This is a genomic window from Paenibacillus sp. Negev47 (genome assembly GCF_058313655.1).
Genome location: NZ_CM177754.1, coordinates 91,000 through 105,427 on the forward strand (window position 1 = coordinate 91,000; position 14,428 = coordinate 105,427).

Here is a 14,428-nt window from a genome sequence, read left to right on the forward strand (position 1 = left end):
AATACAGCCTGGAATCTTCGGGTTTTGGACCGTAAAGCTGAGCAAACATAAGGAGGAACACTTGCGTGTGGGAAGATAAATTTGGTAAGGAAGGCCTCACCTTTGATGATGTATTGCTAGTGCCACGGAAATCCGAGACACTGCCTAAAGAAGTAGATGTATCTATTCGTTTGAGCGACAGTGTAAAGTTAAACATACCTTTGATCAGTGCAGGTATGGATACGGTAACTGAAGCGACACTGGCTATTGCCATTGCGCGTGAAGGCGGCATCGGTGTTATCCATAAAAATATGTCGGTTGAACAACAGGCAGAAGAAGTAGATCGAGTTAAACGTTCGGAGAGTGGCGTAATTACAAACCCGTTCTCATTGACAGCAGATCACTTGGTATCTGATGCGGAAGCAGTAATGGCGAAATATCGGATCTCCGGTGTACCTATTATTGAAGGAGATCAGAAGCTGGTTGGTATTTTGACGAACCGTGATTTGCGTTTTATCCATGATTACGGCATCAAAATTAGTGAAGTCATGACTCGTGAGAATCTGGTTACAGCTCCTGTAGGCACTACACTACAAGAAGCTGAGGGTATCCTTCAGAAGCACAAGATTGAAAAACTTCCATTAGTTGATGAGACGAACACGTTGAAAGGTCTTATCACCATTAAAGATATTGAAAAAGCCATTCAATTCCCTCATGCAGCCAAAGATGCTCAAGGCCGTTTGTTGGTTGGTGCAGCGATTGGTATCTCCAAAGATACATTTGAACGTGCCGATGCTTTGGTACAGGCTGGTGTTGACTTGATTACGGTAGACTCGGCTCATGGACACCATATCAATATCATCGAAGCTGTACGTCAGCTTCGTGAACGTTTCCCTAGCCTGACCATCGTTGCAGGTAACGTCGCTACTGGCGCAGCAACTCGTGACCTGATCGAAGCAGGAGCTTCAGTGGTCAAAGTGGGTATTGGTCCAGGGTCGATTTGTACAACACGTGTTATCGCTGGTATTGGTGTACCTCAAGTAACTGCAGTGTATGATTGTGCAACAGTGGCACGTGAATATGGAGTTCCGATTATCGCGGATGGCGGCATTAAATATTCTGGTGAAATTACGAAGGCACTGGCTGCAGGAGCACACGCAGTTATGCTGGGAAGTTTGTTTGCCGGCACAGCGGAAAGCCCGGGGGAAACTGAGATCTTCCAAGGGCGTAGCTACAAAGTATATCGCGGCATGGGTTCAATGGCTGCAATGAAACAAGGTAGTAAAGATCGTTACTTCCAAGATGATGACAAGAAACTGGTTCCGGAAGGAATCGAAGGCCGTGTTGCTTACAAAGGACCATTGTCGGATACGATCCACCAACTGATTGGTGGTCTGCGTTCGGGTATGGGATACTGTGGTACAAGCAACTTGGAGCAGCTTCGTAACGATACGGGCTTTATCCGAATTACAGGTGCGGGACTCCGCGAAAGTCATCCCCATGATGTACAGATTACCAAAGAAGCACCTAACTACTCGTTGTAATCGGAAGAGAGTTAATCATTTCCAGGACAGGCTCGGTGATTTTCACCGGGTCTGTCTTTTTTTGCAGATACCCCTGTGATAGAATAGAACAAGCGGTGACGATCCAAGGATTGGATTAAGGCGTTGCGGCGGCTATTTGACGTGAGTCTATGAATATGGTTTTGAATAGCAAATGGAATGCCAGAAAAGACTGGCAGCTAAACAGAAGCGCGGACGTCCTTTTACATAAGCATTCGCAAAATGCGGACTAAGTGACAATCGATAACGAACTTTAGGAGCAATAATATTGCTTGTTCGATATAGCGCATATACCACACATCTCATACATCATTGCACAGGTTAGGGAACAAGAAAATCGCAGCTTAAGCTGCACTGAAGCATTTAACCATGCTTTGGATCGAAGGGAGTATTCATCATTGAAAACCAAACAGTTGAATAAAAAGAAACGCCAAATGCTCAAAAAGAGCGTAGCCTCGGTTATGCTAATTAACATGCTTTGCATGTCTGCAGTAATGCCGGTTATGGCTGCTGCGGATAACTCCGGTCAGGTTCTGACTGCTACGGCAACAACAACAAAGACGGAAAAAGCAATACAAGTTCCTGGGGTGGACTCACTCGGGCTCGAAGTTAGAGCAGCTGTGCTGATGGAGGCTTCAACGGGACAGGTCCTACTAAATGTCGATGCGGATAAAGCGATGCCGCCTGCAAGTATGACCAAGATGATGACAGAGTACATTGTCGCAGAACAGGTTAAACAGGGAAAGTTTAGTTGGGATGATGTTGTTACTGTAGGTGAAAATGCAGCCAAAAGTACAGGATCGCGCATTTTCCTAGCAAAAGGTGACCAACATACGGTCAAGGAGCTATACATAGCTATGGCCGTAGGTTCTGCCAATGATGCCACGGTTGCTTTGGCTGAATATGTTGCAGGTTCCGAACAAGCTTTTGTCAAAATGATGAATGATGAAGCGAAGCGTATGGGAATGAAAGATAGCTATTTCATCAACTCCACAGGTTTGGATCGTGCAGATATGCCTGCGGAATTCCGTCCAGCTGAGGATAAAGAAATCGTTATGGCGGCACGAGATGCAGCCATTTTGTGCAGATATATCATTATGGATCACCCCGACTACAAAGATTTCACAACGATTCAATCCTACAAGTTCCGGCCTAATGATAAAGATCCAATCATCAATTACAACTGGATGCTGGAAGCGAATAAAAATATAACCAATTTCAAAAGCTATGCCTATGAAGGTCTCGACGGAATGAAAACAGGCCATACCTCGAATGCGGGTAATAACTTCACGGGTACGGCGGAGCGTAATGGTATGCGTCTGATCAGTGTTGTTATGGGTACTGATTCGGAATCTGCACGTTTCAGAGAAACTAAAAAGGTACTGGACTATGGATTTAACAACTTTGAAGTGAAACAGGCTGTTGCAGGCAAGACCAAAGTAACGGGCTGGGAAGCTGTACCTTTGAAAAAAGGGAAAGAAACGACCGTTCCTGTCGTAACAGATAATGCGGTAAGTTTCGTTGTTCCCAAAGGTACTCAAAACCTGGACGTGACGTTCAAAGCCAACGTAACTGAAGCTGACAAGCTGGTGGCACCAATTAAGGCAGGTACGAAGGTTGGTACGGTTACGTACACGTATAAAGCAGATGGAATTGAGCCTCAGGAAAAGACAGTGAACTTGATCACTGCTGAAGAGGCGGATAAAGGCGGATGGTTCCGTCTGTTCTTCCGGGCTGTAAAGGATTTCTTCGTGGATCTCTTTGACGGAATTAAAAACCTGTTTTAACCAATAGCGTATTTCTCGAAAAAGAGCATGATCATGATTTTTAATATTGATGTGGTCAAATCACTGATAAAATGCAAGTTATTCCAACCGGATGGATTGTATATTTACAATTTTTCCGGTAAAATATCAAGTTAGAATTCTACGTGTGATGATGTAAAAAAGTATATTGTTCTATTACCTGGGAGAGCGGGTTAACCGTTATATTCAAGGCAATGAACGACACATGCATTACGGGCCGAAGTGTCTAAGATTCTTGGAGCAGCGATGAATGGCATTGAGATTTCTAAACTTGCACCTTCTGAGCGTATGCAAGATCCGGCTGGTAAGAGAAGGGGAATGTTCATATGAAGATCGGCGTATTAGCACTTCAGGGAGCTGTCACAGAGCATATTCGGAGTATTGAACGTGCCGGAGCAGAAGGTGTGGCAATCAAACAGGTTCAGCAATTAGAGGATCTGGACGGTCTTATCCTTCCTGGCGGGGAAAGCACAACGATCGGTAAACTGATGCGCAAGTACGGGTTTATGGATGCCATTCGAGCGTTCGCTGCTGAGGGCAAACCGGTATTTGGTACCTGTGCTGGTTTGATCGTTATGGCCAAACACATTACAGGACAAGAAGAAGCTCATTTGGAGCTAATGGATATGACTGTATCTCGAAATGCATTTGGACGGCAGAGAGAAAGTTTTGAGACAGACTTGCCAGTCAAAGGCATTGAGGAAACGGTAAGGGCTGTGTTTATCCGGGCTCCTTTAATTGAGAGTGTTGGAGACCAGGTGGAGGTTCTCTCCACATACAAAGATGAGATTGTTACTGCGCGCCAGGGACATTTGCTGGCTTGCTCCTATCATCCGGAGTTGACGGATGACTATCGTCTGCATGCTTATTTTGTAGACATGGCCAAATCCTACTCACCCTTGGTAGATCCTAAATAAAGCATGATGTACAACCTATGATCTCCCGGTCATCGGATCACTTCCCCAGAAGCCTTGTAAGGCCGCTGGTTGGCAGTTGCATCTGAACGGATGCCTAATGTTGCCTGTATCTGCTTCAAAGCGGGAATCGCAGCGGAGGGTGACACCTGGACCATAGGTTGTTTTTTTGGTTACAGGGTCCGATAAGTATATAGTAAGGTATACACAGTAGAGTTATGAGATTTGATTAAACATAAAGCTTCACTTCGTGGGGTTATTTAGGAGGTTATATCGTGCTTGATGTGAAAATATTGCGGAATGAGTATGCACGTGTAGAAGAAGCGTTGACTAACCGTGGCAAATCGCTGGATCTTGTCGCTGGATTTACGGAAATGGATGCCAAGCGTCGGGAATTGCTTCAAGAGAGTGAAACGCTGAAGAGTCGTCGGAACACGGTATCTGGTGAAGTCGCTAGACTGAAGAAGAACCGTGAGAATGCAGACGAACTGATTGTGGAGATGCGTGAAGTCTCTGACCGAATCAAAGCTATGGACGAAGAAGTTCGTGAACTGGAAGTGAAGATCAATGATCTCACGATGGCCATTCCGAACATTCCTAACGAAAGTGTACCTATTGGAGCTTCCGAAGCGGATAATGTTGAGATTCGTCGCTGGGAAGAGCCCAAGTCATTTACTTTTGCACCAAAAGCACACTGGGAAATTGCACAGGATCTCGATATCCTTGATTTTGAAGCAGCTGCCAAAGTAACTGGTTCCCGTTTTACCTTTTATAAAGGTCTGGGAGCGCGTCTGGAACGGGCATTGATCAACTTCATGATGGATCTGCACAGTGATCAGCATGGATATGAGGAGATCTTGCCTCCATATATCGTCAATCGGGACAGCCTGTTCGGAACAGGTCAACTGCCTAAGTTCGAAGAGGATCTGTTCAAGTTGAAAGATACTGAATATTATCTGATTCCTACCGCTGAAGTTCCGGTAACGAACTACCACCGCGAAGAGATTCTGAATATAGATCAATTGCCTAAGCACTTTGTGGCATACAGCTCTTGTTTCCGTTCTGAAGCCGGTTCGGCTGGACGGGATACACGCGGATTGATTCGTCAGCATCAATTCAACAAAGTAGAGCTGCTGAAGCTTTCTACCCCAGAGACATCGTATGAAGAGCTGGAGCAAATGACACAAAATGCGGAGCGCGTGCTTCAACTACTGGGCTTGCCGTACCGCGTTCTAACACTTTGCACCGCAGATATGGGCTTCACTTCAGCTAAAACGTATGATATTGAAGTGTGGTTACCTGAGAGCGACACCTATCGTGAGATTTCTTCCTGCTCCAACTGTGAGGACTTCCAGGCACGTCGTGCCAATATCCGTTTCCGCAGAGAACCAAAAGCTAAACCGGAATTTGTTCATACATTGAACGGTTCAGGATTGGCTGTTGGTCGTACTGTAGCAGCAATCCTGGAGAACTATCAACAGGAAGATGGCACGGTTGTCATTCCGGAAGCATTGCGTCCTTATATGGGTGGCATCAGTGTGATTGCACGTCGTTCTTAAGAGTGAGTTAACGATTCACATATCAAAAAGAATGCCATTCCCGTTCGTCATTCCTGAATGGCGGATGGGAAGGTATTGTATATCTAAATCCGCGATCTGAACTAAATTTTGAATAGCGATATAAAAAAAGGTTGCATCTTCATATCTAATTGTGGTATGATAATTTTCGTGGCAAGTTTATAAAAGTTAATTCCCTGGAGAGGTACCGAAGCGGTCATAACGGGGCGGTCTTGAAAACCGTTAGGGGGCAACTCCACGTGGGTTCGAATCCCACCCTCTCCGCCATACTACACTTATAACAAGGATTCGAGCGATATCGCTCGGGTCCTTTTTTGCGTTATATGTACGTATAAAGCCCTGAATCTAGAAGTTGGCCGCCGATGTATAGGTTGCCCAGTGTAACGGTATATTTCAATAAAGCTGTTATGTATAAAAACATCCTCATCGCCGCACTTTATAGGAGTGGAGGTGGTAAGATGAACCGCGAGTTAAACATCGATCAGACAGAGCTTGTGGGGGCCTGGCAAGAACGTTTGCCTCAAGTCCTGAATGTTGGAGACCAGGCTCAGGTAATGGCCGATGAAGCCGATCAGCAGGCTATTCGGATACACATTGCTACAGCAGGGCACGAGATGTACTCTTTTGATTTCAAATGTGCATATGTCGATTCCCGTGAAGTCAGCGTACAGCTGATTGATGTGGAACGTGATGGACGAACGACAGATGAGCGTACAGAACCGATTCAGGAACTGGCTCACGATTATACACGGCACATTCATGAATGCGCCCAGTCGTTACAATCCCAGACGAGATAATAGCCTGAAATCTGAAGGAGTGAACTCAATTGACTAAAGCCAAAGCGGGAGTAGACAAAAACCTGCAAAATGTAATTGATGATTTGGAGCAGCCGGCCGTAAACAGTCATCATGCTCAGCAGATTCAGCAAGATATTAATGATCGCCGTCATCAAGATGCACTGAATCATGATAAAACGGAAGACAGGGACCCATCCCATTCCTAAACAATGATGAGGGGGCAATAATATGAGCAAACCGAAAACAATTCCCGTACCGGAAGCGCAAGCATCCGAACAGCATCATCATTCATCCAAACGCTCTTCCATGCAGGAGCCATTATCCGGTTCCAAAAAAGTTAAAAATCAAAACCACGTGGATCATTTGAATCCTCAAGGTTAATAGAAGAAACAGATTTACGCAAAAGTCCCTTGTTACCTAACAGGGGGCTTTTGCGTATTCATACATATATAAAGACTGGCACATGGTTATTCCCAAAGCTGACATAGGTCTTTGTAGCCATTTTAAAGAGGAAAGATCACATTTTTCCCAAATTAGGTTTCGGTATCTGGTGATATGGTATATCATTGAGATTGAATTACTTTTTTGGGGTTATCACGAGAGGAGAGAAACAAATGACTAAACGTATGGGGGCGCTTCTTCTTACGTTGCTGTTGACCGTATCTATGGCATTGACAGCATGTAGCAGCAAGCAGGAACCAAAAGAGGCATTGAAGACGGCTGCGGCCAATGCTTCCAAATTGACTTCGTATGAAATGAGTTCCAACTTTACAATTAATGAATTGAGCTATAAACCGGGGGATGCGTCACAAACTGATCCTACTATGACTCAGTTTATGAGCATGCTGAAGGATGCTCAATTGAATGTAACGGGTGTATACCAAAGTGAGCCAATGCAGACAGAGATGACTGTTGGCATCGAGCTTAAAGGCGACATGGGTATGACCTTTAACATTCCAATGGTGATGACGGCAGAGAAACTTTATGTGAAAGTGCCGAACATTCCATTCTTCCCGATTCCGGAGAATGTTGTTGGTAAATTCCTGGAGCTGGATCTGAAAGAATTGGCTGAGCAAGAGGGCACAGAATGGAACCCGGATGCTATGGATGCAGCCAAAACGCAAAAGCTGAGCAACGAAGTAATGGACGCAGTGCTGGGCGAGTACGATCAAGCTAAATTCTTCAAAAACCTAGACACCAAAGATGCACAACTTCCTGAAGGTGTAGATGCGAAGCAGGTTGTACAATTCTCGGTGAATAATGACAATGTTAAAGAAGCGGTTACTGTACTGGTAACGAAAGCTATGCCTAAAGTATTGGATATTCTGTCCAAAGAGGAATATCGTGAATTGCTGCAAATGGATCAGGCTGATATTGACAAAGCTAAAGAAGATATGAAAATCACTGAGGCAGATCAGGCTGCAATGGCTAAAGACTTGGACAAATTGAAAGATGTTCTGACAATTAACCAATTCAACATCGATTTCGCATTGGACAAAAACGACTTCCCGGTATATCAAAAGATGGTCGCTGATGTGCTGATCAAGCCGGAAGATACGAAAGACGAAGTGAAATTGGCATTTACCGGTTCCAATACGTACACCAAGATTAACGAAAAAGCAGCATTCAAAATCAACATCCCTACGGGCGATGACGTAATTACCATGCAAGAGTTCGAAGAATTGATGAACGCTTCGTACGGTTACTAATCTCGTCGAGTCCAACCAAAACCGTCTGTTATTCAAGTGAAGGATATTCTCCTTCCTCTTGGATACAGGCGGTTTTTTTTGAATGAAAATATAGTCTATACAATGAATCGGACGGAGGATAAACTATTTATAAATGAAAGGGGATTAGGGGGAGTACTCAATGATAACACCGGATGAAGAGCAGCTTGCTTATGAATTCATTGAGCATCCTGTTCATGTAAGTGGGATTTATCGTACTGTATTGCGTGCAGACATGATTTACGATGGGCACCGTGAGAAACGAACAGAAAAAAGTGCTTTGCTGCTGGTGTTACAAGGACAGGCAGAGTTTCATTTTACGAATACGGATGGTACGAAATATCTTTATCATATGCAACCAGGCAAGGCCTTTATCGGGGGTAAGAATATGCACCTGGAGATCCATGTCGGAGACAGGAACTTTGAGTATGTATTAGTTCATTACTTGCCGGCAATGCAAAAGGAAAAGGGGCTTCACTCGTTTCATACGGATCAAGTCTATGAGCTGCGGACGAGCTTGAATGATTCAGAGTCTGGAGTTCAAGGGGAATTGATGCTGGCTCTCCTTAACAATGCTTCCAATCCGGGGTATATGAACCAACTGGAGAAGCAGACCCTATTTTATCAACTGCTCATCTCGGTATTCCGTGGAGCGAGAAATGCAAGGAATACATCAAGTGTTAAATGGGTAGATTCAGCTCAGGAATTCATTCAACATCAGTATGCTGAACCACTGACGCTTGAAGGTGTTGCTGCTCAATTCGATATGAAACCGAAATACTTTTCACATTTGTTTCAAAAATACACGGGGATGGGTCCGATGCGTTATCTGATGCAGTATCGTCTGAATCGCGCACAGGAGTTGCTGGAGATCGGAAGTTACACCGTGAAAGAGGTATCTGCAAAGGTAGGTTATGCGGACCCCTACTACTTCAGTCGGGTGTATAAATTGCATAAGGGCTGTGCCCCGTCTGAAGTGAGAAAGGTTATGGGACCTGGAAAGAATCCATCCTGAATCGGACGGTGTCCATTGTACAGGCGGATATCACTGATATAATTGATAATGATAATTGTTATCATGAATTCGCTGAAGTAATTGGAGGAGCTCTAGGATGCATAGAACAAGATATAAGGGTTGGTTCATGCTTGTTGCAGTATTGAGTTTAGTTTTACTATTGGCTGCCTGCTCGTCGGGTGAAAAAAAGTCAGAGCAAACGACAAGTCAGACGGAGCAAAGTGCTACCGGTACAATCGAGAGTTCCGGCTCATCCTCTGAATCCGCAGATGGGTCATCTGATAACTATCCACGTACGGTACAGACTGCTCGGGGAGACATGGGAATCAAACAACAACCCAAAAAGATAGCTTTGGCGCATTGGGGATTGAGTGATGATCTGCTCGTATTTGATCTGGATTCCGTGGCTATCACGCTTCCTTTTACAGAAGATCAATCGTTGTTGAAAAGTGACTTGTACAAACCGTATGTTGAAAACAAAAACACGATTGATATCGTGGGTGAGAATACACAAGTGAATCTGGAAGCATTACTTGCTTATGAACCGGATTTGATTATTGCCGGCAATGAGACGAACAAGGACATTCTGGAGCAACTCGATCAGATCGCACCAACTGTTGTACTGGATGAGACCAAGCAGGATGTATTCAAAGAATGGCGTAAAGTCATTACAGATCTGGGGCAGATTTTGGGACAGGAAGAAAAGGCTATACAGTATATTAATGATTTTGATCAAAAACTTGCAGATGGTAAAAGCGAGCTTCAATCTATCGAAGGAACGGTTGCATTCATGCAGGTTCGTGAGAAACAGGCCTATCTTCAGGGTGCCGACTATATCTCGGAATATTATGAAGGTCTCGGACTAACGCCTCCGTCCACAGAGGCTGGAGAGCTTACACTGGAAGGGATTGCGAAGCTCGACCCGGATTATCTATTTTTGGGGTACTTCAATATGGAAGATCCATCTCTGTCTGCTGTAACGGATGAATGGGAGAAAAGCGCTGTCTGGAAAGGACTCAAGGCAGTTAAGAATGGGCATGTTTATAAGATAAATGGACAGGTGGCCTTTGGTTTTGGGCCGGTTAGTAAGTCTTACGGTGTAGAGCAAATAACGAATAGTTTGAAAGCCCAATAAAAAAGTGCCATACAAATAAAACCGCACTCTTCCCTAAATACTAGGGTAGTGCGGTTTTGTACATTGAACTTGTATACTGTTGAATTGGAAATACAGACGGTTGTGAGGATAAGTTTCTTCTCAATTAATTCGCAAGTTCATCCAAATCTTCAGCAAGTACAGCATAGATCTGATGATCCTGATATTTGCCATTGATTTTGAGGTATTTGCGCGCAGTACCTTCAAACTGGAATCCGTTCTTCTCCAGTACGCGCTGCGAACCTTTGTTGGAGGGCAATACCGCAGCCTGAACCCGATTTAACTTCAGCGCACGGAAGCCATAAGCTACGGCCAGTTTAACCGCTGCTGTCATTCGTCCACCGCCCTGATAATCCGGATGGATAAAGTAACCCATGTCAGCATAATTGGCAACGCCCAATACCACATTGTTGAGACTTACTTGTCCAATCAGCAGGCTGTCTTGAATGGTATAGATTCCAAATTGATATCCTGTACCTTCTTCTGCTGCCTTGACCCGATCCTGAATCCGCCGAGTCTGAGCATCCAGTGTATAGAAATCGTCCTCTCGCACAGGTTCTACAGCTTGATATGGGATGCGTGTGATCTGAATGAGGTCCAGATAGGATGGTGTATCCTGGGGTGTGAGCAACCGAAGGCTTATGCCATTGGCTGTATCATAGAGTGTTAGTGCCATTGCAATACACTTCCTTTCCAATTGGGCTTTCGTAATCGATGATTATTGTTATTTTTTGCGTAAACGTCTGAAGAATTGAGTCAGCATCGTAGAGCACTCAGGCTGAAGAATATCCGGAACGACCTCGGTACGATGGTTAAAACGAGGCTCTTGTAGCAGATTCATCAGTGTACCTGCGCAGCCTGCCTTGGGATCAGCTGTACCATAGATTACGCGGGGGACTCTGGATTGTACAATTGCACCTGCACACATTGGACAGGGTTCCAGAGTGACATATAGAGCACAATCCAGTAAACGCCAAGATCCAATCATCTCGCTGGCCTGACGGATAGCCACCATCTCCGCGTGGGCGGTGGAATCCAGCGTAGTTTCACGCAGATTATATCCTCGACCAATGATTTGATTATTTTGTACGATTACGGCTCCAATCGGAACTTCGCCAAGAGCCTCGGCTTTGTATGCCTCGGCAATGGCCTCTCGCATCCAATGCTCATGCTGAGCTTCCTCGGATAAATGTGAAAGGTCGGGCTGGAGAAAATGGTCAGTCATTACAATATAACTCCTTCCAAAAGCGTTTATTCAGCGAACAAGTATTCGGGTTGTTAACATGTTGTGTATAGAATTGTGGATAACCGTACAGTTGCTCACATAGTTATAAACAAACTATCCACAAGCCTGTGGATTTGTGGATAAATATAGTGATTAATTTCATTGTAGAGTCCAAAAAGGCAAAAAACAACGAATTTCGAGCTTTTCAGCCAATCGGTAACTTTTGGACGGAGGTCAATTATACTTTTCAAATAGACATACAAGCGTTATGATGGGTATAGGTTTTGCCATATATCGCCAGAGGGTACAAGCCGAGAGGTGAACAAAAAAGTTGTCTATTAAAACGAAATTATCCATGATTATGTCGTGCTCAGTGCTCGTGATTTTAGTGTTGAATATCGCATTGAGTTATTATACTACAGAAGAGAATCTGCGGCAGGACAGTGAAAACAAGATGGTGCTCACTGCGAAGCAGATTGCAATTGCTGTCGAACAGAATCAATACAGTTCGAATTATGTAAAACGACAGATTGGAAACAATCTGTGGCTTGCTGCCGTTATGGCAGCGGAAGAATTGGACCCGGATATTAATAATATCACAAATGAAGAACTTGTCCGCATGAGCCAAAAGGTCGGCGTCTCGCATATTTCGTTGATGGAGCAGACGGCTGATGACATTGTGGTTAGTCGATCTTCAGATCCGAGAGAGATCGGACTATCCACCAAATCCATGACCTATTGGTATCAAGCCTTTAAGCAGTTGTTTGAAAAACAACAGGTGACGATTCCCCAAGGGCAGAAGTTGGATCATTTCTGGTCAGATGGATTCGAGTATTCTACATCCAGTCCTTCGGATATTGATATCTGGGGTTACTACCATGATGGAAAGAGAAACTACATAATCAATCCCTTCTATAATAATACGGAAGTTGATGACTATGTGAAAATCTCTAGTCCGGATGAGATTTTGAATAAAATTCGTGAGGTCAATCCCTCCATTCTGGAGATTACAGGCATCAATCCGTTAACTTTCGGCAGCCCGAACATGGGTGGTGACGGAAGAGATTCGAACTTTAGCAAGTTGAATAACAGACCGATTCGTTTCGGCACATACCAGTATGGTTCTGCGGATGAGGACCATCGTGCTGTGGTGCGCGCCATTCGGACAGGGCAAAATGTGTCTTTTGTCAGTGAAACGCACGAACAGAAGGTACTGAAGAGTTTTATTCCCATTTTCACACCCAATCAGTCTTCCTATGTCATCAGTATTGTCATGGACTATAAGCAAATATCCTCCATGGTATCGGAGCAGCTGGTGAGCCATGCCTCAATATCTCTGGTTTTACTGGAGATCGTGATCTTTGGTAGCTATTTGCTGGCAGGTTATATTACACGCCCGATCCAATCCATACTGGGCAAAGTGAATGAAGTAGCGGATGGACACTTTGATTTTCGTCTGAAAGTCCGGAGGAAGGATGAACTTGGCCAACTGGCCAACCGTATTAATGCCATGATTCGCAATCTGGGCCATTATACGAGCCGCCTGAAACAGATGTATGAAGAGAATCGGGCGGTTAAAGAGCATCTGGAGTCCATCATCAATCAGACGGCTGATGCCATTCACATTACGGATCTTGAAGGAAAAGTGCTACGGGTTAACCGTGCATTTGAACAACTATATGGTTTTCGAAGTCGTGAGGTGGAAGGTCGTAATCTGAAGATCATCCCGCCAGAGGCAGAGGAAGAAATGAAACGTCAGCATGCCCAACTCGTTGAGGGGATGTCCATTACGTCCAACGAAACCACCTGGATGAAGAAGGACGGGACCCGGGTAGAGGTCAGTGTCAGTACGGCTCCGGTACGAGACGAGGCAGGAGAGATTACCGCGCTCATTAGTGTCTCCAGGGACATTACAAGTCGTAACAGGATGGAAGAGCTGCTCAGACGCTCTGAGAAACTAACAACGGTGGGCCAGCTTGCAGCGGGTGTAGCACATGAGATTCGTAATCCACTGACCACACTGCGCGGGTTCCTGCAGCTCCAGCAAGAGAGCAATAAGCTGAATCATCGTCATCTGGATCTGATGTTATCGGAGCTGGATCGCATCAACCTTATAGTCGGTGAGTTTTTGATTCTGGCGAAACCGCAGGCAGTTCATTTTCAGAATCGGGATATTCGGTTTATTCTCGGTGATGTCATCTCGTTGCTGGATAGTCAGGCGCATCTGCATGGTGTAGAATTTGTACTGCGTGCCTCATCCGATTCGGCTATGGTACACTGTGAAGAGAACCAGTTGAAGCAGGTATTTATCAATTTGCTGAAAAATGGCATGGAGGCCATGCCAAATGGAGGAAGCATCCATATTAAGCTCAAGCATGACGAACAGCTGAATCGCGTCAGAATTGAGATCAAGGATGAAGGGATTGGTATCCCCGAAGAGATGATGCCCAAACTTGGGGAGCCTTTCTTTACAAACAAAGAGTCTGGAACAGGGCTTGGTCTTATGGTCAGTCAACGCATTATTCAATCACATAAGGGCATGATGGATATTAAAAGCGTCATGAACAAGGGAACAACGGTTATTATTGAACTACCTGCATCCGAGCAACAACCGGAAGTTATTGAGGTAGATCAGGTAACGGATGAATCACTTACAGATGAAGAGAAATAGATG

General features: G+C 44.7%; 13 protein-coding genes and 1 tRNA gene. 12 read left to right on the top strand and 2 right to left on the bottom strand.

Annotated elements, in window-relative coordinates; all coding sequences use genetic code 11:
- Positions 1–65 precede the first annotated feature (65 nt).
- From guaB to AC4G47_RS00475, 11 genes are all read left to right on the top strand, one after another.
- A complete protein-coding gene (gene guaB / locus AC4G47_RS00425) occupies positions 66–1,523 on the top strand; it encodes an IMP dehydrogenase (protein WP_491104300.1) in 1,458 nt (485 codons plus the stop codon).
- Positions 1,524–1,975: 452 nt separating this feature from the next.
- A complete protein-coding gene (locus tag AC4G47_RS00430; protein ID WP_491106613.1) occupies positions 1,976–3,328 on the top strand; it encodes a D-alanyl-D-alanine carboxypeptidase family protein in 1,353 nt (450 codons plus the stop codon).
- A gap of 344 nt (positions 3,329–3,672) precedes the next feature.
- Complete coding sequence (pdxT, locus tag AC4G47_RS00435) at positions 3,673–4,263, top strand: pyridoxal 5'-phosphate synthase glutaminase subunit PdxT (RefSeq protein ID WP_491104301.1); 591 nt, start codon at positions 3,673–3,675, stop codon at positions 4,261–4,263.
- Positions 4,264–4,535: 272 nt separating this feature from the next.
- Complete coding sequence (gene serS, locus AC4G47_RS00440; RefSeq protein ID WP_145326588.1) at positions 4,536–5,819, top strand: serine--tRNA ligase; 1,284 nt, start codon at positions 4,536–4,538, stop codon at positions 5,817–5,819.
- A 196-nt stretch (positions 5,820–6,015) separates the two neighbouring features.
- Positions 6,016–6,104 (top strand) — tRNA-Ser (locus AC4G47_RS00445).
- A gap of 191 nt (positions 6,105–6,295) precedes the next feature.
- The gene (locus AC4G47_RS00450; RefSeq protein ID WP_036607297.1) at positions 6,296–6,634 is read left to right on the top strand and encodes a hypothetical protein; all 339 of its coding nucleotides are present in this window, start codon (positions 6,296–6,298) and stop codon (positions 6,632–6,634) included.
- 29 nt (positions 6,635–6,663) lie between these two features.
- Positions 6,664–6,840 (top strand): hypothetical protein, encoded by a 177-nt coding sequence (locus tag AC4G47_RS00455; protein ID WP_186328016.1) that lies wholly within the window; start codon positions 6,664–6,666, stop codon positions 6,838–6,840.
- 22 nt (positions 6,841–6,862) lie between these two features.
- Positions 6,863–7,015 carry a small acid-soluble spore protein P gene (locus AC4G47_RS00460; RefSeq protein WP_145326589.1) on the top strand — a complete coding sequence of 51 codons (153 nt, stop codon included), beginning with the start codon at positions 6,863–6,865 and terminating at the stop codon, positions 7,013–7,015.
- Between the two features lie 233 nt (positions 7,016–7,248).
- Complete coding sequence (locus AC4G47_RS00465) at positions 7,249–8,343, top strand: hypothetical protein (protein WP_491104304.1); 1,095 nt, start codon at positions 7,249–7,251, stop codon at positions 8,341–8,343.
- 160 nt (positions 8,344–8,503) lie between these two features.
- Positions 8,504–9,376, top strand: a complete 873-nt coding sequence (locus AC4G47_RS00470) for a helix-turn-helix transcriptional regulator (RefSeq protein ID WP_491104305.1) — start codon at positions 8,504–8,506, stop codon at positions 9,374–9,376.
- Between the two features lie 97 nt (positions 9,377–9,473).
- Entirely contained in the window at positions 9,474–10,511 is a 1,038-nt protein-coding gene (locus AC4G47_RS00475) for an ABC transporter substrate-binding protein (protein WP_491104306.1), read from the top strand.
- 124 nt (positions 10,512–10,635) lie between these two features.
- Here AC4G47_RS00475 and AC4G47_RS00480 read toward each other — a convergent pair whose 3' ends face one another.
- Positions 10,636–11,205: a GNAT family N-acetyltransferase gene (locus tag AC4G47_RS00480; RefSeq protein WP_491104307.1), complete on the bottom strand. Its 570-nt coding sequence runs from the start codon at positions 11,203–11,205 to the stop codon at positions 10,636–10,638.
- 48 nt (positions 11,206–11,253) lie between these two features.
- On the bottom strand, positions 11,254–11,754 hold the full coding sequence (gene tadA, locus AC4G47_RS00485) for a tRNA adenosine(34) deaminase TadA (RefSeq protein ID WP_491104308.1): 501 nt from the start codon (positions 11,752–11,754) through the stop codon (positions 11,254–11,256).
- A gap of 331 nt (positions 11,755–12,085) precedes the next feature.
- Here tadA and AC4G47_RS00490 point away from each other — a divergent pair, with 331 nt between their 5' ends.
- A complete protein-coding gene (locus AC4G47_RS00490; RefSeq protein WP_458124838.1) occupies positions 12,086–14,425 on the top strand; it encodes a PAS domain S-box protein in 2,340 nt (779 codons plus the stop codon).
- Positions 14,426–14,428: the final 3 nt, after the last annotated feature.